The following is a 24,053-nucleotide window of genomic DNA, read 5'->3' on the forward strand; positions in this document are numbered from 1 at the left end:
CTGGTCCTGGGGCGAGCCGATGCACACGGCCGACGATCCGGCTGGGGCCGCGACGAAGGTCGCACGCGTACTTGCCGCTGTGGGGGAGTGATGACGTGGTGATCCGGGTGGAGCGCAGCCACCACGGGTCACCGCACCCGCGGCGGCCTCACGGAGCCGGCGGAGTGGCCGGTGCGGAGGGTCTCCTGTTTGCCGGAGCCCTGGTCACTCCGCCGGTTCCCAACTTGAGCCGTACGGCGATCGAGCCGTACTCGTAGGGCCGCCCGCCTGGTCCGCCAGGCGGGTGTTCGGGGGATCCCTCCCGGAACCGGCACGGGACATGCTTCCGGGTGTGTGTCCCGCACCGAGCCGTCCGTCATCGGAGCGTCCGCTCTCTCCCTCCGCGGCCCAGAGAGCGGCGTCCCCGTCTTCCCCGGCGTGATGTGACGGCGGGTGGTTCGGTCGGCGGTATTTTTGGATGCGAAACGGTCCAAAAAGAGTCGACCGAACCGCTTCCGGAGGGGGATCCACCCAGTGTTACTGCTGGTGACAACGTCGCCACCACCCGCTTCTCCATCGCCATCATCGATTCTCGACGTGGAGAAGGTCACCCAAAACATCGGAGGTTACTGCGAGGAAGACCCCCTTTGCTCTACGGTGTTTGGGATGTTCGGCAACGCCCCCTGGGCGCCATTGGTGGCCAGCGCGATCACCATCGTCCTGATCCTTGTTCTGGCCGTCATCATCCGGAAAGTCGCGCACCGCCTGATCACCAAGGTGGTCAACCGCGCGGCCGAGGGAGGGTCGCTCACCAGCCGGTTCCGCAAGGGCGCGGCGACCGACGGCATCGACGCGTTACTGCACGAACGGCGCAAGCAGCGGGCCGAGACGATGGGCTCGGTGCTCAAGCATGTCGCGTCCATCGTCATCATGGGCACCGCGGTGCTGACCGTGCTCGACCGGCTGACGATTCCCATCGCTCCCCTGCTGACCAGCGTCGGCATCCTCGGCGTGGCCATCGGCTTCGGCGCGCAGGAGCTGGTCAAGGACTTCATCGCGGGAATGTTCATGCTCCTCGAAGACCAGTACGGCGTGGGCGACGTCATCGACGCGGGCGCCGCCGTCGGCACGGTCGAGGCGGTGACCCTGCGCGTGACGAGGCTGCGCGACGTGGACGGCCGGGTCTGGTACGTGCGCAACGGCACCATCACCCGGATCGGGAACGAGTCGCAGGGCTGGTCGCGGGCGTACATGGACGTCCCGGTGGCCTATGACGCGGACATCCTGGGCGTACGGGTGCTCCTTGAGCACGTGGGCGAGGAGATCTGGGCCGACCCTGAGCTCCGCGAGGCCAAGATCGTGGAGCCGCCGCAGGTGTTCGGCGTCGAGCAGCTCTCCGACAGCTCGCTGGTGTTCCGCATCAGCGTCAAGACGCTGCCCTCGCAGCAGGCCGCGGTCTCCAGGGAGATGCGGCTCAGGGTCAAGTCGGCCCTCGACACCGCGGGCATCCCCATGGTCGCCGGCGCCTAGCGCCACCCCTGTGGTGTGCCGCAGGACGCGGCACACCATAGGCTAGGGGCGTGACTGAGACCTCCTTCTACGACGCCGTCGGCGGCGAGGAGACCTTCCGGCGCCTCGTGCACCGCTTCTACGAGGGGGTCGCGGACGACCCGCTGCTCCGGCCGCTCTACCCGGAGCCCGATCTGGCGGGCGCCGAGGAGCGGTTGCGGGGCTTCCTGGCCCAATACTGGGGCGGCCCCAACACCTACAGCCAGGAGCGCGGCCACCCGCGGCTGCGCATGCGCCACATGCCGTTCGTGATCGGCGAGCCGGAGCGCGACGCCTGGCTGCGGCACATGCGCGACGCGGTCGACTCCCTCGATCTGACCGAGGAGCAGTCTGCCAAGCTCTGGGACTATCTGGTCTACGCGGCCCAAAGCCTGGTGAACTCGCCCACATAACGGGCATGACCGCCACATGGATATCCCCTGGTGGCGCGACGCCGTCGTCTACGAGATCTACGTTCGCAGCTTCGCCGACGCCTCTGGAGACGGCGTCGGCGATCTGGCCGGAGTGCGTGAGCGCCTGCCGTACCTCGCGCGGCTCGGGGTCGACGCCATCTGGCTGACGCCCTTCTACCCCTCCCCCATGGCCGACGGCGGCTATGACGTGGCGGACTACCGGGGCGTCGATCCGCTCTTCGGCACGCTGACCGACTTCGAGGCGCTGGTGTCCGACGCGCACGAGCAGGGGCTGAAGGTGCTCGTGGACATCGTGCCCAACCACAGCTCCTCCGAGCATCCCTGGTTCCAGGCTGCGCTGCGGGGCGAGAAGCGCGATCGCTACATGTTCCGCGACAAGACCAACAACTGGCAGTCGACGTTCAGCGGGCCGGCGTGGACGAAGGTGGCGGACGGGCAGTCGTACCTGCATCTGTTCGCGCCGGGGCAGCCCGACTTCAACTGGCGCAATCCTGAGGTGCACCGCGAGTTCCTCGACATCCTGCGGTTCTGGCTGGATCGCGGGGTGGACGGGTTCCGTATCGACGTGGCGATGGGGCTCTACAAGGCCGAAGGGCTGCCGGACGTGGGCGACCAGTCGTTCAAGTCGGTCTCGCCCGTGTGGGGGCAGCCCGAGGTGCACGAGGTCTATCGCGAATGGCGCAAGGTGCTCGACGGCTATCCGGGCGAACGGATGGCCGTGGGCGAGGTGTGGACCGACAGCTCCGAGGACCTCGCGCTCTATCTGCGGCCCGACGAGCTGCACCAGAGCTTCAACTTCGCCTGGCTGCAGGCGCCGTGGTCGCCGACGGCGTTCAAGAAGGTGATCGAGGACACTCTGGCCGCGGTGCCGTTCGCGACGTGGGTGCTGTCCAATCATGATGTCGTACGCCACCGCACCCGGTACGAGACGGCCGACCCCGGCACGGGGCTGGCGCGGTCGAGGGCGGCGCTGCTGACGATGCTGGCCCTGCCCGGCTCCGCCTACCTCTACCAGGGCGAGGAGCTCGGGCTGCCCGAGGTGACCGACCTGCCGGACGAGGCCAGGCAGGACCCGGTCTTCTTCCAGTCGGAGGGCACGCTGCCGGGGCGCGACGGCTGCCGGGTGCCGATCCCGTGGACGGTGGACCCGCCCTCGCACGGGTTCTCGCCGGGCGGGGTGGAGCCGTGGCTGCCGCAGCCGGCGACGTTCGCGGAGCTGAGCGTCGAGAAGCAGGAAGGCGACTCGGGCTCGACGCTGGAGTTCTATCGCCGGGCCCTGGCCTGCCGCCGTGACCTGGCCGGATCCATTCCTTATACGCTGGAGTGGCTGGAGTCTCCCGAGGGAGTGCTTTTCTTCACCCGCGGCTCGCTGATCTGCGCCGTCAACTGCGGCCTGAAGCCCGTACGTCTGCCCGAGCACGACAGCGTGCTGCTGTCCAGCGGCCCGATCAAGGGCGACCTGCTGCCGCCGGACACCGCGGTGTGGCTGCGGCGCGCGTCATAACCCCTTGGGCTGCTCGTCGCGCCAAGGGATGACGGGCAGCGAGAGCAGCGCGCACGCCAGGCCGGCGGCGAAGCCCGTCCACATGCCCGCGTTCGCCATGAGCACGCCGGCCAGCGGGGTCACGGCCAGGGAGACGGAGTTCTGGACCGTGTTGTGGGTGCCGAGCACCCGGCCCGCCCAGGTGGGCCCGGCGAGCTCGCCCGCCGCGAGGTAGGCGAGCCCGTTGCCGGCCACGGTCATCACCGCGGCCAGGGCGATCATGAAGGGCCCGAGCCAGGTGCGCCCGATCGTGCCGGCGACGAGCAGCGCCAGCACGCCCAGGTTGACGATGGTGATCAGTAACAGGGGCCGCATGCGCAGCCCGGTCCGGTCGGACCAGCGCCCGGCCGCGATGCGCACCGCGGCCCCGCCGATCGCCGCCACCCCGAAGAGCTGGCCCGCTCCCACGCTGTCCCAGCCGTAGAGCTTGACGAGGCAGCTCACGCCGTACGTGCTGACCACGATCTGCGGGACCACGTGCAGCGCGCTGGTGGCGTGCACCCGCCACAGCGCGGGCTGCCGGTACGGCGTCCCGGCCGGCGCGGTGCCCGACGCGGCGAGGTCGTGCGGCGGCTCGGTCAGGAAGAGCGCGGCCAGCAGGGCGGCCAGCAGGCTCACGCAGGCGCACACGATGAGCACGCCCGGCAGCCCGTACGCCTGCGCGGTCGGCGGGAGCGCGAAGGCGCCGATCGCCATGCCGAGGGTGAAGGAGACCTGGCGCAGGCCCATGGCCATGCCGCGCTCCGGCGGCTCGAACCAGCGCAGCACGATCCGCCCGCCGCCGACCATCGCGGCCGAGCCCGCCGCGCCGGCCAGGGCGAGCAGCGCGATCACCACCCAGGTCTGCTCGACGTAGGCGACGGCGGCGAACAGCACGGCCGCCAGCGCCACGCCGGTGCCGAGCACCAGCCGCTCGCCGTGCCTGTCGGCCAGCGCGCCCCACGCGACGAGGGCGATCAGAATGCCGATGGCCGGGGCGTTCGCGATCATTCCGGCCACCGGCATCGGAACACCGAAATGTCGCTCTATTTCTGGCATGACAAGGGGCAGGCCGAAGAGGCCTAAGGTGACGCTGGCGTGAGCGTTGACGCCCAGCGCCAGCATCAACCAGCGCTTCATAACCTGATCTTCCGGTAGCGAGGGGATTTGCGGTAGCGGCTAGGCCGGCTCGGCGTATCGCTTGAGATAGGCCAGCTCGCTCTCGTTGAGCCTGCGCGGGGCCTCCCGCTCGACGTCGTAGGCCGCGATCACCGACTTGGCCGTGACGTAGACGCCCTCGTCGTCGCGGACCTCGTAGTGCAGCGTGAAGCGCACCGGACGGATCTCCGTGACCCAGGACTCGACGCGTACGGGCTCGGCGCGGAAGCCGAGCGGCCGGCGGTAGTCGATCTCGTGGCGGGTCACGACCAGGCCCTTGAACGGCTCGTCCCCCGCCTTGTGCGGATCGATGTGGAACATGCCGAAGCGGGCGTCCTCCAGATAGTCGAGGAAGCGCACGTTGTTCACGTGGCCTTGGGAGTCGATGTCGGCGAATCTGACCGTCCTGAGGTAGACGTGCCGCTGGGCCTGGGTGCGTTCAACCACGTCAGCAACCGTACCGGGCCGGGTCAGCCGGCCTTGCGCCGGGCCAGGCAGGCCAGCACGGTGAGCACCGAGATCGCGGCCATGGTGCTGAGCGCCCAGCGATAGCCGGTCACGAGCTGCTCGACCGCGCCGTTCTGGAGGTGGGAGAGGGTGCCGGCGAAGACGCTCTGGTGCAGCGCGGCGGGCAGGGGCGCGGTGATGATGGACAGGACCAGTCCGGTGCCCACGACGTTCCCGGTGTTCTGCAGCATGAGGCGCATGGCGTTGACGATGCCGAGCCGTTCCGAGGGCAGGCCGTCCAGGATGGCGGTGGTGTTGGAGGGCAGGAACACGCCCGACCCGAGCCCGATGAGCACGAGCGCGCCGGCCACCGCCGCGTACGGTGTGGACGAGGACATCACGGCCAGCATGGCGACCAGCCCGCAGGTCGTCGCGGAGGCCCCGGCCACGGCCAGCGTGCGGGCGCTCATCAGGCGTTGCAGGAAGCCCGAGCTCACCGACGCGATCATCGCCGCGATGGCCAGCGGCAGCACCTTCAACCCGGCCTGTACGGGATCGTCGCCCCGCACGGCCTGGAAGTAGAGGGCGACGAGGAAGACCATGCCCATCCGCGCGACCGCGTTCAGGAACGACGCGAGCGTGCCGAACGCGAACGCCCGGTCGCGGAACAGGCTCAGGTCCACCACCGGATGCGCCGCCCGCGACTCCTGGAGGAAGAACAGCGGCAGCCCCACGACGAAGCCGGCCAGCCCGGCCAGCACCACCGGGTGCCCCCAGCCGAGCCTGGTGAACTCCGACAGCGCCAGCAGCAGCCCGCCGAGCGTGACCAGCACGAGCATGCTCCCCGGCAGGTCGAGCCCGCGTTCGCGCTCGTCCCTGACCGTCGGCCGCAGCACGATGGCGCCCCAGACCAGGCAGATCAGGCCGATCGGCACGTTGAACCAGAACACCCACCGCCAGCCCAGGCTCGCGGCCAGCAGGCCGCCGAGCGTCGGCCCGATCAGCCCGGCGATCGAGAACGAGGCCACGTAGACCCCCATCCCCTCCCCCAGCCGCTCGCGCGGGAAGGCGTCGCTGACCAGGGCGGCGCTGTTGGTGAGCAGCATGGCCGCGCCCACCGCCTGGACCACCCGCATGGCCACGATCACCCACGCGTTCGGCGCCATACCGGCCAGCAGGGCCGCGACCGTGTACGTGGCCAGTCCTAAGAGGTACATCCTGCGCCTGCCGAACAGATCCGCGAGGCGCCCGAATACCACCATGAGGACGGTCGTGGTCAACTGGAAGCCCAGGAGGATCCAGCCCGCGGCCGTGGCGTCGGCTCCGGTGTGCCTGGCGATCTCGGGGAGTGCGACGTTGATGGCGCTGCCGCCGAGTCCGGTCAGCACGCTGGCCAGGCTCACCACCGACAGCGTTCGCCAGGCGTAACCGACGGGAGTGGTCGTAGCCAGCAAGGGCCGTGTCCTTTCTAGATTTTAATACTAGAATCTAGTTCACATCGTCAGCCGGTCAAGGATCGAGGTGTCGGATGAGTGGGATCGTCGAAGGCCGCGTGGTGATCGTCACGGGCGCGGCCAGGGGGATCGGGCGCGGGCACGCGCTGGAGTTCGCCCGGCAGGGCGCGAAGGTGGTGGTCAACGACCTGGGCGCGGAGGTGGACGGCACCGGGGCCTCCGGGGCCGCCGCCGAGGTGGTGGCGGAGATCGAGGCCATGGGCGGCCAGGCCGTGGTCAACGGCGAGGACGTCTCGGACTTCGACGGCGCCGAGCGGCTGGTGCGCTCGGCCGTCGAGCATTTCGGCACGCTGGACGTGCTGGTCAACAACGCGGGCATCCTGCGCGACCGGATGCTCGTCAACATGACCGCCGACGAGTGGGACGCCGTGATCAGGGTGCACCTGCGTGGCACGTTCGCACCGCTGCGCCATGCCGCCGCCTACTGGCGGAGCAAGGCGAAGTCGGGCGAGCGGGTGGATGCGCGGATCATCAACACGACCTCGTCCTCCGGCATCTACGGTAACCCGGGACAGGGAAACTACGGCGCCGCCAAGGCGGGCATCGCCGGGCTGACCGTGATCGCGGCCCGCGAGCTGGAACGCTACGGCGTGACCGTGAACGCGGTCGCCCCCGCCGCGCTCACCCGCATGACGGAGAACCTGATGCCCGCCGGGGCCACCGGCGCCGACCCTGACGACATCGCGCCGCTGGTGGTCTGGCTGTCCAGCGCGGAGGCCAGGGCGATCACCGGACGCGTGTTCAACGTGCGGGCGGGCGTGATCAGCGTGGCCGAGGGCTGGCACGCGGGCCCCGGCGTGGACAAGGGCAGCCGGTGGGACCCGGCCGAGCTGGGCTCCGTCATCCCCGCGCTGGTCGACAAGGCCGCGCCGAACGCACTCACCAACGGCCGCATTCCCGGACGGGAGGACTGACATGGCGCTCGACCACAGCCTGATCGGCATCGAGAGCCCGCCGCACGAGCGCACGTGGACCTCGAAGGACACCATGCTGTACGCGCTCGGCGTCGGAGCCGGGCTCTCCGAGCTGGAGTTCACCACGGAGAAGGGGCAGCGGGTGCTGCCCACGTTCGCGGTGCTGGCCGCACAGGCGCCGGGGCGGCGGCTCGGTGACTTCGACCCCGCCCTGCTGGTCCACGCCGAGCAGGCCTTCGAGCTGCGCGCGGAGCTGCCCGCGGCCGGTGGCGTGCGGACGACGACGAAGGTGACGGGGATCTACGACAAGGGCTCGGGCGCGCTGGTGACCACCGAGGCCACCGCCGTGGACCTGAGCACGGGCGAGGTGGTGATCGCCAATCGCAGCGCGGTGTTCATCAGGGGCGAGGGCGGGTTCGGCGGCGACCGTGGGCCGAAGGACGCGTGGACGCTGCCCGACCGGGCGCCCGACCACAAGGTGACCTACTCCACCAAACCGGAGCAGGCGCTGATCTACCGGCTGTCCGGCGACTACAACCCGCTGCACAGCGATCCCGAGTTCGCCGCCAGGGCCGGGTTCGACCGGCCGATCCTGCACGGCCTGTGCACGTACGGGGTGACGGGCCGGGCGCTGCTGCACACGGTGGCCGGGTCGGATCCGGCGCGGTTCAGGGCGATGTCGGGGCGATTCACCAGCCCGGTCTTCCCCGGGGAATCGCTCACGGTGTCGATCTGGGCGGACGGGTCCGACGTGGTGTTCAGGACCGCCAAGGACGACGGGACCGTGGTGATCGACCGGGGGCGCGCGACGATCGGCTGAGCCTCTTCAAGTGGAGGTCAGGTCTCTTCGAGGACCTTGAGAGGATCGAGGCGGTGGATCAGCGACATCGCCGCCTCGATGATCTCGCGCGCCTCCTCCTCCGTGTCGGAGGTGGCGACCTCGCGGGCGGCCTCACCGATGATGCTGGTCAGCACGGCCACGGTGAACCGGTCGAGGGGGTCGCCGCCGGCGCCGAGGAGCACGGCGTTCTGGCGTACCCACTCCCTGCCCCTGGTGCGGCGGATCAGCTCGAACCCGGGCGGCCCGTCGCCGTCGATGAACAGCCGCACCAGGTCGCGCCGGTCCCACGCGCCCGCGAGGTAGGCGCGGGCGCCGGCGATGAGCAGCTCGACCGGATCGTCCACGCCCGCCTTCTTGGCCTTGGCCACGCTGGCGGCGGAGGCCTGCTCGTGCGCTGCCTGGTGGTCCTCGTAGAGGGCCAGGAACAGCTCGGTCTTGCCGCCGAAGTGGTGGTAGAGGCTGCCGACGCTGGATCCGGCGCGGGCGACGACCTCGGAGACGTTGGAGTCGGCGAAGCCGTGCTCGCTGAAGACCTCGCGAGCAGCCTGCAGCATGCTTTTGCGGGTCTGGGCCGTACGGCTCCACTCCCACGAGGACTTACGTGCCATGACGGCATCATATCGCGCCAAATTCTAGAATCTGATTCTTGACAGGACGATGTCACCGCTGGAATCTATTCCTAGAGAACGATTCTAGAAATAACAGGAGGAGGCGGCTGTGGACTTCTCGCTCAGCACCGAGGAACGCCAGATCCGCGACACCGTCCGGTCCTTCGTCGAGAAGGAGATCATGCCGCTGGAGCCCGAGGTGCTGCGCAACGAGCGCGCGGGGCGCCCGGCGATCGACCCCGACGTCGTGCGCGACCTGCGGGCCAAGGCCAGGAAGTCCGGCTTCTGGGGCATCAACACGCCCGAGGAGTACGGCGGCGCGGCGCTCGGCCCGATCATGTCCGCGATCATCGCCATGGAGATCGGCAGGACGTTCGTGCCGTTCTCGTTCGGCGGCAGCGCCGACAACATCCTGTACGCGGGCACCGACGAGCAGAAACAGCGCTACCTGATCCCGACCATCGAGGGTGAGCGCCGCTCCTGCTTCGCGATCACCGAGCCGGGCGCCGGCTCCGACGCGCGCAACATCCGCACCCGCGCCACGCGGGACGGCGGCGAGTGGGTCATCAACGGCGAGAAGACGTTCATCACCGGCGGCAGCGAGGCCGACTTCGTCATGGTGTTCGCCGTGGCCGAGCCGTACGGCGCGACCTGCTTCCTGGTCGACAGGGACATGGGCTGGAAGTCCGAGCCGATCCCGACCATGGGCGAGTGGGGCCCGGCCGCGCTGGTGTTCCAGGACGTACGGGTGCCGGAGGAGAACATCCTGGGCGAGCTCGGCAAGGGCTTCGACCTGGCCATGCAGTGGATCGGGCAGGGCCGCTACATGATCCCGGCCAGGGCCATCGGCTCGGCCGAGCGCATGCTGGGGATGGCCATCGACTACGCCAAGATCCGCAAGTCCATGGGCCAGACGATCTCCGAGTACCAGGCCATCCAGTGGATGATCGCGGACTCGCAGGTGGAGATCGAGGCGGCGAAGTGGCTGACGCTGTACGCCGCCTGGCGGGTGAGCGAGGGCATGGACGCCCGGCACGCCTCCTCGATCGCCAAGCTCAACGGGGCCGTGATGGCAAACCAGGTGGTCGATCGGGTGCTGCAGATCCACGGGGGTATGGGGTACACGAAGGAGTTGCCGATCGAACGCTGGTATCGGGAGCTGCGGCTGCTGCGCATCTTCGAGGGGACCGACGAGATCCAGCGGCGCACGATCGCCCGCAACCTCATCAAGGGGCACGCCCGGCTCGGGCTCATCGGGGAGTGACGCACATGTCGGTGGAGGCGCTGTTCAATCCGCGTTCGATCGCGCTCGTCGGGGCGACGGACAAGTCCGGGTGGTCGATCAGCACGCTGCTCAACCTGCGCACGCACGGCTTCGCCGGGTCCGTGCACCTGGTGAACCCGCGTGGTGGCGTCGTGCACGGCTCGCCCGCGTTCCGCAGCCTGACCGAGATCCCCGAGCCCGTCGATCTGGCCTACGTCATGGTGCCGACGGCCGCTGTGCTCGGCGTGCTGCGCGAGGGGGCCAAGCTCGGGATCCGGTGCTACGTGATCCTCACGGCCGGGTTCGGGGAGGCCGGTGAGGAGGGGGCGCGGCTGGAGTCCGAAATTTCGGCATTCGCTGCGGAAAATGGGCTGACGATCCTCGGACCGAACGGGAACGGCTACATCAACGCCGCCGCCGACATAACCCCGTACGGGCTGCCGATCGCCGAGCCGCTGCTGCGCGGCTCCGTCGGCGTGGTGCTGCAGAGCGGCGCGCTGGCCAGCTCGGTGCTGGCCTTCGCGCAGGCCCGCAACGTCGGCATCAGCCTGCTCACCTCGATGGGTAACGAGTCGGTCGTCGCCGTCACCGACGTGATGGACTACCTGGTGGACGATCCGGCCACGAAGGTCGTCGCGCTGTTCCTGGAGACGATCAGGAACCCGGCCGAGTTCGCGCGGGTGGCGCGGCGCGCACTGCAGGCGGGCAAGCCGATCGTGGCCCTCAAGATCGGCCGCAGCCGGCTGGCCTCGCACACCGCGCAGGCGCACACGGGCGCGCTGGTGGGCGACGACGATGTCATCGACGCCGCGCTGCGCCAGCTCGGCGTGATCAGGGTCCGCTCGCTGGAGGACCTCATCATCACGGCCGGCCTGCTCGCCGCCACGGGGCCGCTGCCGGGGCGGCGCGTCGGCGTCGTCACGCCGTCCGGCGGCGCCTCGGAGATCATCGCGGACCGGGCCGAGGACGAGGGGCTGGAGCTGCCGCCGTTCGCGCCTGAGACGGTGGCGCGGCTGGCGGAGATCGTCCCGTCCTTCGGCACCGTGGCGAACCCGCTCGACGTCACCGGGTACGTCCTCATCGACCGCACCCTGCTCGGCCGCGCCCTGGAGGTGGTGACCGCCGATCCGGGGATCGACCTGGTCATGCTGCTGTCGGAGCCGCCCAGGGTCACGCCGCCCGACCCCGCTCCCGCCTTCGCCCTCTACTCGGCCAGCGCGCGCCGCATCGCCGAGTCGCCGGTGCCCGTCGTGGTGGTGAGCAACGTACTGACCGATGTCACGGAGTTCGGGCGGCGGGTGCAGCAGGAGACCGGGTTCCCGTACGTGGCGGGCGGGATCGAGCACGGGCTGCACGCCATCGGCGCGGCGGTCCGCTGGTCCGAGGCGCGGGCCCGGGTCCTGGCCCGGCCGCCCGCGCTCCCCTGCGAGCCCCGTCCCGCCCCGCCTGGAGCCACGGGCGTGTGGGCCGAGCACCGCGCCTCCGCCCTGCTCGCCTCGGCGGGCCTGCCGGTGGTGCCGTCTGCCTTGGTACGCGAGGAGCCGGAGGCTGTCGCGGCGGCCGAGGGCTTCGGGTATCCGGTGGTGCTCAAGATCGCCGCCGAAGGGCTCGGGCACAAGAGCGACATCGGGGGCGTCCGGCTCGGGCTGTCGGGGGCGGAGGAGGTGCGGGAGGCGTACCGCGCCCTGATCAACGCGATGCCCTCACCTTCCGGACCCTCACCTTCCGGACCCTCGCCATCGGGACCCCCGCCTTCCGGACCCCCGCCATCCGGACTCTCACCATCCGGACTCTCACCTTCTGGACTCTCGTCTTCCGGGCCGACGGACTCCGGACCGGCAGGTGCCGGGGCGGCAAGCTCCGGACCAGGGGGCTCCGGAGCGGCGGCGAGCAGTGGGGCGGTGCCAGCGCTGGCCGGGGTGCTCGTGCAGCCGCAGCGCAGCGGCGGCGTCGAGTTGCTCGTCGGGCTCGTCCGGGATCCCGCCTGGGGACTCACGCTGGCCGTCGGGCTCGGCGGAATCTGGGTGGAGGTGCTGCGTGACACCGCGCTGCGCGTCCTGCCAGTGGACACCGAGGAGGTACGCCTGGCGCTCTCCGAGCTGCGGGGCACGGCGCTCCTTCAGGGGGCCAGGGGCAGCGAGCCGGCAGACCTGGACGCGGTGGCCGAGGTCGTGGCCAGGATCGCCGCCTTCGCGGAGACCCTGGGCGACGAGCTGGAGTCCTTGGAGATCAACCCGCTTCTGGTCACCGGCTCCCACGTCGAGGCCCTGGACGCGCTGGTGACCTGGCGCACCCTGTAGTCGCCCTGCACCGCCCCGTCCCGGGGCGGTGCCTGGGTGGCCGAGACAGACCAGGATTCGGCCACCCAGCCATCAACCGTGCCGGGCCTCCCCGATGGGAGCGACCCGCAGAAGATCAGCGCGCCCTTCGAGCATGCAGAACTCCGACAAGTCCCCAAAAAGCACCACAAGGGTCGGAAAAGATCATTGCTTCTTGCTTTTCGGATATGGCCCAGAAGCGGAATCCGGCCGACGATGGCACGGAGATGGAACGCGATGGAACGCCATCCCTTGAAAAGGGAAAGAGGGGTTCGCAATGGCGAAGTTCATGGACGTGCACAGCGGATTCGTGGGCGTCACGGAGGAGCAGCTGCGGGAGGCGCACGAGCGCGACCTGGCGATCGAGGACGCCGAGGGCGTGCACTTCGAGCGCGCCTGGCTCGACCCAGATTCGGGCAAGGTGTTCTGCCTGTCCTCCGGCCCGTCCAAGGAGGCCGTACTGCGCGTGCACGAGAAGGCGGGCCACCCGACTACGGAGATCTACGAGCTGCCGATCGAAGTGGAGTAGTGCACCCCGGCGCTGGACGGCCACCGGCCCCACCCGGCGGCCGCTCAAGCCGTGCCCTATGACGGTCCGCCCGCGCCCGGCAGCCAGCCAAACCATGTCCGCAGACGGTCTCCGTTCACACCCGGAGACGGCCCTCCGCCCCACCTGATGACGGCCCTCCACCGTCTTGGCTGAAGCTCCTCCGCCTCGCCTCGCGGCGGCCCTCCCACCGTCCTGGCCGACAGTCCGCCACCTTGCCTGGTGACCGCCCAAGCTCCATTCGATGGCCGACAGCAGGCAAGCCCACCGCCGGCCGAGCCCCGCCAGCACCGGCCGAGCCCTGCCGGCACCCGGCGCGAGCTTCCACTACGCATCGAGCCCTGCCCGGACCTGCCGGCGGCGCCCAGCGCGGGCGGCGGAACTCCGCGTCCCAAGCCGCTGCTCAGGGCAGGTGGTTCGACAAGACCAAGGTGGCGGCCGAGGCGAACATGCCGCCGTTCCCCAGCACCACGCTCACCTCCACCCCCGGCACCTGAGCCGCCGCCTCGCCGCGCAGCTGGCGTACCGACTCCTGGATGGCGAACATGCCGTACATCCCGGTATGTGTGTACGACAGGCCGCCGCCGTTGGTGTTCAAGGGCAGGCGCCCGCCAGGCGACGTGTGCCCCTCGGTGATGAACGCGCCCGCCTCCCCGCGCCCGACGAATCCCAGGTCCTCCAGCCCGTAGATCGGCACGTGCGCGAAGGCGTCGTACACCATGAGGTGATCCACATCCTCGTGCCCGATCTTGGCCTCGGCGAAGGCCGACTCGCCCGAGACCCTGAACGCCTTGGAGCTGGTGAAATCCTCCATCTGCGAGATGATCGGCGACTCCGCCGACTCACCCGACCCCAGCAGATAGACCGGCGATCGGCGAGCCCGCTCCTCAGACGTGACGATGAGCGCGCCGCCCCCGTCCGTCACCAGGCAGCACTCCAGGAGGTGGAACGGGTAGGCCACCATCTTCGACCCGAGCACGTCGTCCACCGTGATCAGGTCCTGGTACATGGCCCTCGGGTTCAGGTTCGCCCATCGGCGTTGCGCCACCGCCACCTGCGCCAGTTGCTCATGCGTGAGCCCGGTTTCCTTCATGTAGCGCAGGGCCGTGATCGTGAACGACGTCGGCGGCCCCACCACCCCGTACGGCAGCTCGAACTGCCCCAGCAACGAGTCCGGCCCCATCCCGTAGCGGGGCGCCCCGACGCGCGACCTGCCCGACTCGCCGTGGGTGATCAGCACCGTACGGCACATGCCGGCGCGAATGGCGGCGGCGGCATGCCGTACGTGGAACAGGAACGACGACCCGCCCACGCCCGTACCGTCCAGCCAAGTCGGCGTGATCCCCAGCGCGTGGGCGATCTGGATCGGGCCGGGTGTGCCGACGGTCGCTACGCCGTCGATGTCATCCTTCGTCATCCCCGCGTCGGCCAGCGCATTCTTGGCGGCCTCCAGGTGGAGCTGCATGGTCGAGTGGTTCGGGAGCCGGCCCACCTCGTCGGTCTCCGCCGCACCCGCGATCACGATGGTCATGCGACGCCTCCGACCGGCTCGAAGAGCGGCACGTGGACGTCCCCGCGCTGCTCGAACACCACCCGCAATTCCATGTCCAGCGGCAGGTTCTCGGGGGTGTTCGCGACGCCCACGATGTTCGTCATCATGCGCACGCCCTCCTCCAGCTCCACGACCGCGATCGCGTACGGCCCCTCCTCCTCGAAACCGGGCGCGGGGCGATGGTTGATCACGTACGAGTAGAGGGTCGCGCGGCCGCTCGCGCGTACCCACTCGACCTGATCGCCGCCGCAGTGCGGGCAACTCGGACGCGGGTAGAAGTAGTGGCGCTCGCACGTCTGGCAGCGCTGGATCCTGAGCTCTCCCGCCGCTGCGCCGTCCCAGAACGGCCGGGTTTCTGGCGTGGGCCTAGGTGCCGGCTTCATCGGCCTCCCCAATCTAGTTCTAGAATTCCACTCTAGATCTATGTTCCGCGCCAAGGGAAGAGCCCACCACCCAGACCCCACCCCGGCGGGATATTGGGGGCGGAGGTATGAGACGGCGAAGGGCCAGGGACTCGGAGGCGAGACGCGAGGCAGCGGAAGGCCAGGGGCTTGGGGGCGGAGGTCCGAGACAGCGGAGGGCCAGGCACTTGGGTCCGAAGTCCGGGACAGCGGAAGCCCAGGGACTCAGATCGAGGCATGAGACAGGCGAAGGTCAGGGACTCGGGACTGAGGCGGCGGAAGGTCAGGGGCTTGGGGTGCCGGTGCCGTTTCGGCCGTGGCCGGCCAGGACCTGCTCCAGGGTCGGGCGCGGCTCGTCCGGCGAGCGTGGTCCCGGCTGGGCGAGCTGGATCAGGACCCCATGCGCCTCCTTCGGATGCAGGAACACCTCCCGCCAGCGCACATCCCCCTGCTTGAGGCCGTGCAGGCGATAGCCGCGGCCAGTGAGCAGGGCCACCGCCGCGTCCAAATCCGCGACGTGGAAGTTGAGGTGGTGCACCCCGCCCCTCCCCCGCGTGAGCTCGAAGAAGCTGTCGAAGAACGACGATCCGGCCAGCGGCTCCATGAGCTCGACCTTGCCGCCGTTCGGGTAGGTGAGCTGCAACGTGCGATAACCGGCGACCCGGTTGTCGCCGCCACCACCCAGGTGCCGGCCGCCGAGCAGGTCGTGGTAGATCGGCAGCAGGTCCCTGATCCGGGGCGCGGCCACCGCTGTGTGGTCGAAGGACACGTCGAGGCCGTCGAGTTCCAGGTCCAATGCACGACTCCTTACTCCGAGCGAATCCTAGAATTTGATTCTAGCGCGGCGGCCGGGCGCGCACTCTTGACGTCAAGCGATGTGAGGAGCAGCATCTCAGAAGTAGATTCTAGAGCTTGCTTCTAGAACTACTGACGGGGGTCCAGCCGACCAGAAAGGCTAGCCATGAGGCTGTCCTACGTCCGCGAGCTCGACGAATATCCGACCGGCGCCCGGCGCATGAAGATCCTCACGATGGCCGTGCTGGCCATCCTGATCGGTTCTTATGAGGGGCAGATCGCACCCGTCGTGCCACTTCTCCTCAAAGATCTGAACATGTCACTGGCCACGTACGGCGCCGTGTCGGGCACCGCGGCAGTGGCCGGGGCGATCGCCTCCATCCTGGGCGGCAGGCTCACCGACCGGATCGGCCGGGTGCGCCTGCTCATCCCGCTCATGGCCCTGACGGCCGTCTGTTGTTTCGCCATGACACTTGTGCAGAGCCCGCGCGACCTGCTGATCGCCAGGATCGTGCTGGCCTTCGTGGACGGCGTGGCCATGGCCAGCACCGCGCCGCTCATCCGCGACTTCTCCCCGCGCATGGGACGGGCTCAGGCGTTCGGCTTCTGGACCTGGGGCCCGGTCGGCGCGAACTTCCTCGCCGCCGCGGTCGCGGCCTGGACCCTGCCGATCTTCGACGACTCGTGGCGTTCGCAGTTCGTCATCATGGGGTGCTTCTCGCTGGTCATCTCAGTGGTCATCGCGTTCAACATCGCGGACCTGTCGCCCGAGCTGCGGGCCAGGATCCAGCACACCGAACGCGCCGCGACCCAGGTCGTCGATCTGCGTCAGCCGCCGCGGATCCGCTCGCTCTTCGTCCGGCGGAACATCTGGGCACACGTCATCGGCATCTCGCTGTGGCTGGTGCTCTACATCACGCTGTCGCTCTTCGGGCAGACGATGCTGGTCGGGGCGCTCGGTATCAGCAGTGCGGAGGCTTCAACGATCATGGCGGCGTTCTGGAGTCTGAACCTGATCACGTTGATCGTAACAGGGCGCCTGTCCGACCGGTTCCAGCTGCGCAAGCCGTTCACGCTGGGCGGAACCATCGCCGCCGTCCTCGTCACCGCCTACCTCGCCGTCTCGCTCGGGCAGGAAGGCGTGTCCACCGGAACCCTGATGGTGGTGGGCGCACTGCTCGGCGGCTCGCTCGGCATCGCGTACGCACCCTGGATGGCCAACTACTCCGAGGACGCCGAGGACGCCGACCCGCGGCTGCAGGGGACGGCGTGGGGGCTGTTCGGATTCCTCACCAAGGGCATCGCCGTCATCGGGCTGCTGGTCATCCCGCACGTGGTGGAGGCGACGAACTGGCAGACGTGGCTGTTCGTGGCGCTGGGCTGCCTCGTCCTGTTCATCCCCGCGATCCTGCTGTTCAATGGACCGTGGCGGCGCGCCGCCCCCGTTCCCGCCGCAGTGGCTGTCGGAAAGGCCGAAGGGTGAACGAGCTGTCCGCCGTCGCCGACTCCGACCTGCGGGGCATCCGCGATCTCGACATCGACGACGTGCTCGCGTACGTGCACCGCGACCTCAAGCGCCTGCCCGACTACACCGAGCTCTACAAGCGCTACCTGCGCCAGCGATGGGACGTCTACGAGCTGGACTTCACGCAGGACGTCGTGGATTGGCGGGAGGGCATGTCCCAGGAGGAACGGGACGCCTTCGTGGGGATCTCCGCCGGTTTCCACCACGGGGAGCGGCAGGTGGAGGTGGAGCTGCCGGTGTTCATGCTGGGCGGCTCCGAGGAGTCCAAGATCTACATGTCCAGCCAGATCGAGGACGAGGCGCGGCACACCGTGTTCTTCGACCGCTTTTATCGTGAAGTGGTGGGCATGCCGGGCGACTCGGTGCAGGAGGTGCTGGACGCGTCGTTCGAGCACGTCTCCGAGACGTTCGTGGGGCCGTTCGGACTGCTCGCGTACCAGGCCGACGAGCTGCGCAAGGACCCGGAGGATCCGGCCGCCCGGGTGCGCTACGGGACGACGTACTTCCTGTGGATCGAGGGCGTGCTGGCGCTGTCCGTCATGAAGATCACGCTGACCTACTGCCGGGAGCGGGGGTTCCTGCCCGGTTACTACACCGGCTTCACCGCCACGTGCCGGGACGAGGCCAGGCATGTCCAGTTCGGGATGCGGTTCCTGCGCGATTCCGTGCAGGAGGATCCACGGCTGCTGCTCCAGATCCACGAGACGCTCCGTACGATCCTCGCCATCAACGGCGCCACCAGCCGCCGGCTCGCCCTCGAATCGCTGGGCTGGTCGCCGGAGGAGGTCCGACGGCTCATGATCCGCCAGCTGCACATGAAGCTGGTGGACGTGGGCATCGCGCTCCCGCCGGACATCCAGGACATGGTCTCTCGCATCGAACCAGAGCTCGCCGGAGGGTGACATATGCGCTTCTTCACCCAGGAATGGGCCGAAGCCGCCCGCGCCGCCGTGGACGCGGGGCCGCCCCAGGAAGGCAAACTCCCCGCGTACTGGCACTGGATCGATCGCGCCCGCGCCGGCTACACCGCCACGTGGGCGCTGGGAGTGCGGGAGACGGGCGCGTATCTGGTCCTCACCTGGAAGGACGGCAAGTGCGCCGAGGCGGCGATCACGCAGGGGCCGGTGGAGGCCGACTACGTGCTGGCCGCCGGGCAGACGACATGGGAAGAACTGCGGGAGGGGGCCGACCCGGGGCGGGTGGTGATGTATCGGGGATTACGCCTCGAACGCGGAGAGGTGCTGGGGTTCTTCCGAGTCATCTACTTCTTCGTGGAATCCCTGGCCGCCCTGTCCCACGTCCCCGCCGACCCCTGACGGAGGCGGCCGAGCGGCCGCCGGTCTCGGCGGGTGGCTCGTGCCGACCCTCTTGAGAGTGGCGGTCGGATGCCGGTCGAGCTCTGGAGATGGTGATCGGGCGGCCGGCGGGTGATCGGGTGACCGCTGCCCGCTGGAAGTGGGGGTCGACCGGTCAGGTGGTGGCTTCTCCGGCCGCTCCGGTGGCGGGCATTTCACCACCCAGACGGCCGGCGTGCCCGCCGTGACGGCGGGCGGCCACGTGCGGGTCAGCGAGCGTCTCCCTGGACGTGCTCAGCCATGGTCGGCGGGTGGTGTGCCTTGGCTCTGCCGTACGAGATGGGGGGTGTGCGGTTTGACCTCAGGCCAGCCCGCACACCACCCGGAAGCGTCACGCAGGCCAGCCAGTGCACCACCCGATACCGTGTGGCGGGCTTGACACCAGGTCAAGCCCGCACATTCGGGTCAGTCGCGGTGCAGCTTTCGGTAAGTCACCCGGTGCGGGCGGGCGGCGTCGGCACCCAGGCGCTCGATCTTGTTCTTCTCGTAGTCGGCGAAGTTGCCCTCGAACCAGAACCAGTTCGACCCTTCCTCCCACGCCAGGATGTGGGTGGCGATGCGGTCGAGGAACCACCGGTCGTGGGAGGTGATGACCGCGCAGCCCGGGAAGTCGAGCAGCGCGTTCTCCAGCGACGACAGCGTCTCGGTGTCGAGGTCGTTGGTGGGCTCGTCGAGCAGGAGGACGTTGCCGCCCTGCTTGAGGGTGAGCGCGAGGTTGAGCCGGTTGCGCTCGCCGCCCGACAGCACCCCCGCCTTCTTCTGCTGGTCAGGGCCCTTGAACCCGAACGCCGCGATATACGCCCGCGACGGCATCTCGACGTTGCCGACCTTGATGTGGTCGAGCCCGTCGGAGACGACCTCCCAGACGTTCTTGTTCGCGTCGATGCCGCCACGGCTCTGATCCGCGTAGGAGATCTTGACGGTGTCGCCGACGGTGAGAGAGCCGTTGTCGGGCGTCTCCCCACCTGTGATCATGCGGAACAGGGTCGTCTTGCCGACGCCGTTGGGGCCGATGATGCCGACGATGCCGTTACGGGGCAGGTCGAACGTCAGGTCCTCCATCAGCAGCCGGTCGCCGAAACCCTTGCTGAGGCGGTCTGTCGTGATCACGGTGGTGCCCAGGCGCGGCCCCGGCGGGATCTGGATCTCGTCGAAGTCGAGCTTGCGGTGCTTGTCGGCCTCGGCCGCCATCTCCTCGTAGCGCTGGAGACGGGCCTTGCTCTTGGTCTGGCGGGCCTTCGGGTTGGAGCGAACCCAGTCGAGCTCGTCCTCCAAGCGCTTCTTCCGCTTGATGTCCTTCTGCCCCTCGACCTTGAGCCGCTGCGTCTTGGCCTCCAGGTAGGTGGAGTAGTTGCCTTCGTAGGCATACGCCCGGCCGCGGTCGAGCTCCAGGATCCAGCCCGCGACGTTGTCGAGGAAGTAGCGGTCGTGGGTGACGGCCAGGACGGTCCCGGCGTACTTCTCCAGGTGCTGCTCCAGCCACTGCACGCTCTCGGCGTCGAGGTGGTTGGTGGGCTCGTCGAGCAGCAGCAGGTCGGGGCCTTCGAGGAGCAGCTTGCACAGCGCCACCCGGCGGCGCTCACCACCGGACAGCTTGCTCACCTCCGCGTCGGGCGGCGGGCAGCGCAGGGCGTCCATGGCCTGTTCGAGCTGGCTGTCGAGATCCCACGCGTTGCGGTGCTCAAGCTGGTCCTGCAGCTTGCCCATCTCTTCCAGCAACGCGTCACTGTAGTCGGTGGCCATCTGCTCGGCGATGTCGTTGTAGCGCTGGAGCATCGCCATCGTCTCGGCGACACCTTCCTGCACGTTGCCGAGGACGGTCTTCTCTTCGTTGAGCGGAGGCTCCTGCTGGAGCATGCCGACCGTGAAGCCGGGCATGAGCTTGGCGTCACCGTTGGACGGCTGCTCCAGGCCGGCCATCATCCGGAGCAGCGTCGACTTTCCGGTGCCGTTCGGCCCCAGGACACCGATCTTGGCTCCGGGCAGGAACGACAGCGTGACGTCGTCAAGGACAACCTTGTCGCCGTGCGCCTTGCGCACGCGCTGCAGCGTGTAGATGTACTCCGGCATGTCCTCTAGCTTAGGGGCTCCCAACCCAGGCTTCCGCCGCTCCTCCCCGAGCAGCCGCACTGCGCGCGCTCTCCGCGCCTATCGACCGCGTCCCATCTCGCCCTTCGGAACGCCACCGACCTCCCAGTCCTCTCGGGACGGCACAAGCTTCTGCAGCCCCCTCGAACGGCACCAGCTCCTGCAGCCGGTCCCCGAACAGCACCGACTTCCGCAGATCTCCCCGAACAGCACCAAACGCCCGCAGCCCCTCCGAACGGCACCAGCTTCCGCACGCACCCTCAAACGGAACCGACTCCCGCAGATCTCCCCGAACGTCACTGATCTCTGCAGGTCATCCGGAGGGAACGGCACCGACGTCGATCGGAACTTCGCAGCCCAGGTCAGGGGGCGGGGTCCTTCGGGAGAGAGCGTGGCGCTGGTTGCACGGCGGGGATGCAGACGCGGTCCCTGCCCAGCTCCTTGGCCCGGTAGAGAGCCAGGTCGGCGGCGGCCAGCAGGTCGATCAGGTCGTCACCGTGGACTCTCATCAGCGCGACCCCCGCCGAGATCGTGACCCTGATCAGAGTGTCGTCGGCGGGGACGGCCATGTGCCCGATGCGGATACGCAGGCGTTCGGCGACGCTGCGAGCCTCGTCGGCGTCGGCACCGGGCAGCAGGACGACGAACTCCTCTCCCCCGAACCTGCCCACCACGTCATAGTCACGCAGCTGACCGCGCAACGTGCTCGCCACCCCGACCAGAACCTGATCGCCCACGAGGTGCCCGTGGGCGTCGTTGACGCGTTTGAAGTGGTCGATGTCGATGATCAGGAGGGCAAGGGTCTCTCCGGTACGGCGGGCCCGGACGATCTCGGTGTCGGCCTCGCGTTGCCAGGCGGCGGCGTTCAGCAGGCCGGTCTTGGCGTCCGTACGGGCGGCGGCCTGGAGCTGGGCGTGCAGGAGACTGCGTTGCAGCAGCACCACCGGCGGCAGCGCGAGCACCAGCAGGGCCAGGTTGAGGCCGCAGCCGATCGAGACCGTGACGCCCAGGCAGAGCTCCACGATGTCGAGCAGCACGCTCTCCCTGTCCCACAGCACCTCCCGCCAGGGCGTGTCCGGGTCGGCCGTGTGCGCGGCGATGGCGATGAGGCCGATGTTGAGCAGGGAGAAGAGCACGGCGGCCGCCACCGCGAAGGTGATCGGCGTGCCGCTGCCCCGCGACAACACCCACGGATCCTCCACGAACTGGTGGAACACCACCGAGGCCGTGCACCCGGACAGGCCGATGGCGGCCGCGCTGAACACACGTCTGTAGAGGACCGTCGCTCTCACGCGTATCTGGAGCAGGATTTGCAGCACTATCGGGGCGAAAAGGGCATAGATCGGCGGCAGGAGGAGCGCCACCGGCAGCCACCAGGCCGACAACAGGTCTCGCGAGACTCCGGCCGGAACGCCCAGGCGTCTGGTGGCCTCTATGCACACCACACCGCACCCCATGAGGGCGGCGAAGGTCAGCGAGTCTCGCCAGCGGAAATCCGCGGACGTCGCGAACAGCAGAATCGCAAAGAGATCAAGAGCGACTATCGCGCACAAATAGACCACGAGCGGACGACGTTGCCCTAGCAACGGCCAGCGCCCGGCCAGTGTTGACACAGCGTCGCGAGACTTGACCGAGGCGTGACTGGTCGCCGCCATCTCGTCTCCTCCCTGACTAACGATGTGTAACACAATAATTGCGGAGTGTGCGATGCGCGATGGGAACCGATACGTTGGCAGTGACCACACCTGCTCAATCCGTGAGCGGGCCGTGATGGAAAGGAGCAGCCATGGTTCGGGGCGTGGTATGGACCTGACAGGTGCTCTAGCCATCTGACACGGCAACTCACCATCGGCCGCCCCTCGGGGTGACAACGGGACCCGGCCGGTGCCCCCTCCCCCCTCCCATTCCGGCTCAGCCTCCTGCACTTCTACGGCCCGTTCCGGCCTTCCACATTTCCCCTCTCCCCATTCCGGGTCATCCGTCTGCGCTTCTCCCGCTTCGCCCCGGGTCGTCTCCTCGCGCTTGTCTCGCTCCACCTCGGGGTCCTGAGTCCTGCCTGTGAGCTGCTTCCGCCCCCTTCTGGGTCCTGTCTCTCAGCTACTCGGATGTCTGACCGTGGGCTGATCAGCGGGAGTTCCCGGACGTGGAGCGCCCGAACGTGGAGTACGTGGGCGTTCGTTCGTCCGGTTGTGGAGGGGGCGACGGGGCCGCTGGCCGTGACCCCCTCCGCCGGGCGCTACGCCGCTACTCGCTCCTCTGCCAAGCCTGCCTGCTCGGCATCGCCGTCCTCTTCGACGTCTTCGGCGCGGACGGGTGCGAGGACGTCGGCGCCCAGGATGCGGACGGTGTCGCCGTCGCCTTCCGAAGTGAAGACGTTGCCGGCGCTCGGTGCCGTCGCGCCGTCTGATTCCAGGGTGCCGTCGCCGTCCGGCCCCAGCGTGCGTACGGTGTCATGATCGGCGCCCAGGAGGTGGACCGTGTCGCCTCCTGCGGTGGCCTCTTGGCGGGCGACGGGACGCAGGCCGCGCGTGCCCATCGCCCAGTCCCGGGTCTCCTCGTCGAGGCGGTCGCGCATCTCCTTGCTCATCGAGCCCGCCCCGCCGGCCCGGTCCGGCTTGGAGAAGACGCCGCTGCCCCAGCGCAGGTCGTGCCCTACCGCGCTGGCCTCGATCTCGGGCACGAAACGACGATCGCCCTCGGCCCCGAACTCACGGATGCGCAGCTTGCCTGACACGACCACCGGGTGGCCTGCCCGTACTGAGGCGGCGACGTTGTCCCCCAGGGCGCGCCAGCAGCGGACCGTGAAGCAGACCCGCTCGCCGTCCGTCCACTGCCCCGTCCGCTTGTCGAAGTAGCGATGCGAGCTGAACACCTTCAGTGAGGTGACCTTGCTGCCGTCGTCGAAGCTGTATTGCCGTGGCTCTGCTGCGACGTTGCCGGTGAGCGTGATGTAGATGTCGTTCATCCCGTGCCTCCCATGCGGCGGGCCGACTGCCCGCGACCTGGGACTACGGTGCCGTGCGGAGGGTGGATGGTGAGTGGTCGAACGGGGTTCTGTGGATGGGGGTGGCGGTGGGGGCGGAGGTTGTGGATGAAGCCCGTCCTGTCCGCCCACCGCACCCACCTGACCCGTCAGGATCAGCCCACGCCCCGTCGGTCACTGCACCCACTTGACCCCGGCAGGATCAGCCGACACCCCATCCGGTCACCGCATCGGCCCGACCGGTGGGGACCAGCCGGCAC

The 24,053-nt window shown here is 69.1% G+C and carries 21 protein-coding genes; 11 read left to right on the plus strand and 10 right to left on the minus strand.

Translation table 11 applies throughout. From position 1 onward, the window contains the following. Positions 1 to 645 precede the first annotated feature (645 nt). The 3 genes from ABEA43_RS37110 to ABEA43_RS37120 are packed head-to-tail and all read left to right on the plus strand — an operon-like array spanning position 646 to position 3,465. On the plus strand, positions 646 to 1,509 hold the full coding sequence (locus tag ABEA43_RS37110) for a mechanosensitive ion channel family protein (RefSeq protein WP_345569358.1): 864 nt from the start codon (positions 646 to 648) through the stop codon (positions 1,507 to 1,509). Between the two features lie 50 nt (positions 1,510 to 1,559). Beyond that, positions 1,560 to 1,940 (plus strand): globin, encoded by a 381-nt coding sequence (locus ABEA43_RS37115; protein WP_345569359.1) that lies wholly within the window; start codon positions 1,560 to 1,562, stop codon positions 1,938 to 1,940. Positions 1,941 to 1,956: 16 nt separating this feature from the next. Then, positions 1,957 to 3,465 carry a glycoside hydrolase family 13 protein gene (locus ABEA43_RS37120; RefSeq protein ID WP_345569361.1) on the plus strand — a complete coding sequence of 503 codons (1,509 nt, stop codon included), beginning with the start codon at positions 1,957 to 1,959 and terminating at the stop codon, positions 3,463 to 3,465. On the opposite strand, the gene ABEA43_RS37125 is transcribed toward ABEA43_RS37120, so the two are convergent. The 3 genes from ABEA43_RS37125 to ABEA43_RS37135 are packed head-to-tail and all read right to left on the minus strand — an operon-like array spanning position 3,460 to position 6,542. Next, positions 3,460 to 4,623, minus strand: coding sequence for an MFS transporter (locus ABEA43_RS37125; RefSeq protein ID WP_345569363.1), 1,164 nt, complete (start codon positions 4,621 to 4,623; stop codon positions 3,460 to 3,462). The genes ABEA43_RS37120 and ABEA43_RS37125 overlap by 6 nt on opposite strands. Before the next feature lie 39 nt (positions 4,624 to 4,662). Then, positions 4,663 to 5,088 carry an acyl-CoA thioesterase gene (locus ABEA43_RS37130; protein ID WP_345569365.1) on the minus strand — a complete coding sequence of 142 codons (426 nt, stop codon included), beginning with the start codon at positions 5,086 to 5,088 and terminating at the stop codon, positions 4,663 to 4,665. Positions 5,089 to 5,111: 23 nt separating this feature from the next. After that, positions 5,112 to 6,542, minus strand: coding sequence for an MFS transporter (locus ABEA43_RS37135; RefSeq protein ID WP_345569367.1), 1,431 nt, complete (start codon positions 6,540 to 6,542; stop codon positions 5,112 to 5,114). Positions 6,543 to 6,616: 74 nt separating this feature from the next. Here ABEA43_RS37135 and ABEA43_RS37140 point away from each other — a divergent pair, with 74 nt between their 5' ends. Together ABEA43_RS37140 and ABEA43_RS37145 are read left to right on the plus strand one after the other, a co-directional pair. After that, positions 6,617 to 7,516 carry an SDR family oxidoreductase gene (locus ABEA43_RS37140; RefSeq protein ID WP_345569369.1) on the plus strand — a complete coding sequence of 300 codons (900 nt, stop codon included), beginning with the start codon at positions 6,617 to 6,619 and terminating at the stop codon, positions 7,514 to 7,516. Position 7,517: 1 nt separating this feature from the next. Further along, a complete protein-coding gene (locus ABEA43_RS37145) occupies positions 7,518 to 8,336 on the plus strand; it encodes a MaoC/PaaZ C-terminal domain-containing protein (RefSeq protein WP_345569371.1) in 819 nt (272 codons plus the stop codon). A 17-nt stretch (positions 8,337 to 8,353) separates the two neighbouring features. Here the strand turns inward: ABEA43_RS37145 and ABEA43_RS37150 are convergent, their stop codons facing one another. Continuing rightward, a complete protein-coding gene (locus ABEA43_RS37150) occupies positions 8,354 to 8,965 on the minus strand; it encodes a TetR/AcrR family transcriptional regulator (protein WP_345569373.1) in 612 nt (203 codons plus the stop codon). Positions 8,966 to 9,074: 109 nt separating this feature from the next. Here ABEA43_RS37150 and ABEA43_RS37155 point away from each other — a divergent pair, with 109 nt between their 5' ends. The 3 genes from ABEA43_RS37155 (at position 9,075) to ABEA43_RS37165 (ending at position 13,076) form a co-directional block, all read left to right on the plus strand. Next, a complete protein-coding gene (locus ABEA43_RS37155; RefSeq protein WP_345569375.1) occupies positions 9,075 to 10,229 on the plus strand; it encodes an acyl-CoA dehydrogenase family protein in 1,155 nt (384 codons plus the stop codon). A gap of 5 nt (positions 10,230 to 10,234) precedes the next feature. Continuing rightward, positions 10,235 to 12,529, plus strand: a complete 2,295-nt coding sequence (locus tag ABEA43_RS37160; protein ID WP_345569377.1) for an acetate--CoA ligase family protein — start codon at positions 10,235 to 10,237, stop codon at positions 12,527 to 12,529. Positions 12,530 to 12,824: 295 nt separating this feature from the next. After that, positions 12,825 to 13,076: an SCO4226 family nickel-binding protein gene (locus ABEA43_RS37165; RefSeq protein ID WP_345569379.1), complete on the plus strand. Its 252-nt coding sequence runs from the start codon at positions 12,825 to 12,827 to the stop codon at positions 13,074 to 13,076. A gap of 421 nt (positions 13,077 to 13,497) precedes the next feature. Here ABEA43_RS37165 and ABEA43_RS37170 read toward each other — a convergent pair whose 3' ends face one another. The 3 genes from ABEA43_RS37170 to ABEA43_RS37180 form a co-directional block, all read right to left on the minus strand. Next, a complete protein-coding gene (locus tag ABEA43_RS37170) occupies positions 13,498 to 14,625 on the minus strand; it encodes a thiolase C-terminal domain-containing protein (RefSeq protein ID WP_345569381.1) in 1,128 nt (375 codons plus the stop codon). Then, the gene (locus ABEA43_RS37175; RefSeq protein ID WP_345569382.1) at positions 14,622 to 15,029 is read right to left on the minus strand and encodes a Zn-ribbon domain-containing OB-fold protein; all 408 of its coding nucleotides are present in this window, start codon (positions 15,027 to 15,029) and stop codon (positions 14,622 to 14,624) included. The genes ABEA43_RS37170 and ABEA43_RS37175 overlap by 4 nt, the downstream gene beginning before the upstream one ends. 301 nt (positions 15,030 to 15,330) lie before the next feature. Next, positions 15,331 to 15,843, minus strand: coding sequence for a VOC family protein (locus ABEA43_RS37180; protein WP_345569383.1), 513 nt, complete (start codon positions 15,841 to 15,843; stop codon positions 15,331 to 15,333). A 165-nt stretch (positions 15,844 to 16,008) separates the two neighbouring features. Between ABEA43_RS37180 and ABEA43_RS37185 the strand changes: the two genes are divergently transcribed. From ABEA43_RS37185 to ABEA43_RS37195, 3 genes are read left to right on the plus strand one after another with little or no spacing between them, the layout of a single operon-like run. Then, positions 16,009 to 17,325, plus strand: coding sequence for an MFS transporter (locus ABEA43_RS37185; RefSeq protein ID WP_345569384.1), 1,317 nt, complete (start codon positions 16,009 to 16,011; stop codon positions 17,323 to 17,325). After that, positions 17,322 to 18,269 (plus strand): ribonucleotide-diphosphate reductase subunit beta, encoded by a 948-nt coding sequence (locus ABEA43_RS37190; protein WP_345569386.1) that lies wholly within the window; start codon positions 17,322 to 17,324, stop codon positions 18,267 to 18,269. The genes ABEA43_RS37185 and ABEA43_RS37190 overlap by 4 nt, the downstream gene beginning before the upstream one ends. 3 nt (positions 18,270 to 18,272) lie before the next feature. After that, on the plus strand, positions 18,273 to 18,683 hold the full coding sequence (locus ABEA43_RS37195) for a hypothetical protein (RefSeq protein WP_345569388.1): 411 nt from the start codon (positions 18,273 to 18,275) through the stop codon (positions 18,681 to 18,683). Positions 18,684 to 19,127: 444 nt separating this feature from the next. Here the strand turns inward: ABEA43_RS37195 and ettA are convergent, their stop codons facing one another. The 3 genes from ettA to ABEA43_RS37210 form a co-directional block, all read right to left on the minus strand. Continuing rightward, positions 19,128 to 20,792, minus strand: a complete 1,665-nt coding sequence (ettA, locus tag ABEA43_RS37200) for an energy-dependent translational throttle protein EttA (RefSeq protein ID WP_345569390.1) — start codon at positions 20,790 to 20,792, stop codon at positions 19,128 to 19,130. Between the two features lie 380 nt (positions 20,793 to 21,172). Next, positions 21,173 to 22,102: a GGDEF domain-containing protein gene (locus ABEA43_RS37205; RefSeq protein WP_345569392.1), complete on the minus strand. Its 930-nt coding sequence runs from the start codon at positions 22,100 to 22,102 to the stop codon at positions 21,173 to 21,175. Between the two features lie 944 nt (positions 22,103 to 23,046). Next, on the minus strand, positions 23,047 to 23,775 hold the full coding sequence (locus tag ABEA43_RS37210) for a single-stranded DNA-binding protein (protein ID WP_345569394.1): 729 nt from the start codon (positions 23,773 to 23,775) through the stop codon (positions 23,047 to 23,049). Positions 23,776 to 24,053 lie beyond the last annotated feature (278 nt).

It is taken from the genome of Nonomuraea rosea (assembly GCF_039539705.1).
GTDB classification, from domain to species: Bacteria; Actinomycetota; Actinomycetes; order Streptosporangiales; family Streptosporangiaceae; genus Nonomuraea; species Nonomuraea rosea.

Bases quoted from the DNA above. Each gene is read 5' to 3' on its own strand.
- ABEA43_RS37110 (WP_345569358.1), top strand. From the start codon at position 646: ATGTTCGGCAACGCCCCCTGGGCGCCATTGGTGGCCAGCGCGATCACC.
- ABEA43_RS37120 (WP_345569361.1), top strand. From the start codon at position 1,957: ATGGATATCCCCTGGTGGCGCGACGCCGTCGTCTACGAGATCTACGTT.
- ABEA43_RS37125 (WP_345569363.1), bottom strand. From the start codon at position 4,623: ATGAAGCGCTGGTTGATGCTGGCGCTGGGCGTCAACGCTCACGCCAGC.
- ABEA43_RS37140 (WP_345569369.1), top strand. From the start codon at position 6,617: ATGAGTGGGATCGTCGAAGGCCGCGTGGTGATCGTCACGGGCGCGGCC.
- ABEA43_RS37145 (WP_345569371.1), top strand. From the start codon at position 7,518: ATGGCGCTCGACCACAGCCTGATCGGCATCGAGAGCCCGCCGCACGAG.
- ABEA43_RS37150 (WP_345569373.1), bottom strand. From the start codon at position 8,965: ATGGCACGTAAGTCCTCGTGGGAGTGGAGCCGTACGGCCCAGACCCGC.
- ABEA43_RS37160 (WP_345569377.1), top strand. From the start codon at position 10,235: ATGTCGGTGGAGGCGCTGTTCAATCCGCGTTCGATCGCGCTCGTCGGG.
- ABEA43_RS37165 (WP_345569379.1), top strand. From the start codon at position 12,825: ATGGCGAAGTTCATGGACGTGCACAGCGGATTCGTGGGCGTCACGGAG.
- ABEA43_RS37170 (WP_345569381.1), bottom strand. From the start codon at position 14,625: ATGACCATCGTGATCGCGGGTGCGGCGGAGACCGACGAGGTGGGCCGG.
- ABEA43_RS37175 (WP_345569382.1), bottom strand. From the start codon at position 15,029: ATGAAGCCGGCACCTAGGCCCACGCCAGAAACCCGGCCGTTCTGGGAC.
- ABEA43_RS37185 (WP_345569384.1), top strand. From the start codon at position 16,009: ATGAGGCTGTCCTACGTCCGCGAGCTCGACGAATATCCGACCGGCGCC.
- ABEA43_RS37195 (WP_345569388.1), top strand. From the start codon at position 18,273: ATGCGCTTCTTCACCCAGGAATGGGCCGAAGCCGCCCGCGCCGCCGTG.
- ettA (WP_345569390.1), bottom strand. From the start codon at position 20,792: ATGCCGGAGTACATCTACACGCTGCAGCGCGTGCGCAAGGCGCACGGC.
- ABEA43_RS37210 (WP_345569394.1), bottom strand. From the start codon at position 23,775: ATGAACGACATCTACATCACGCTCACCGGCAACGTCGCAGCAGAGCCA.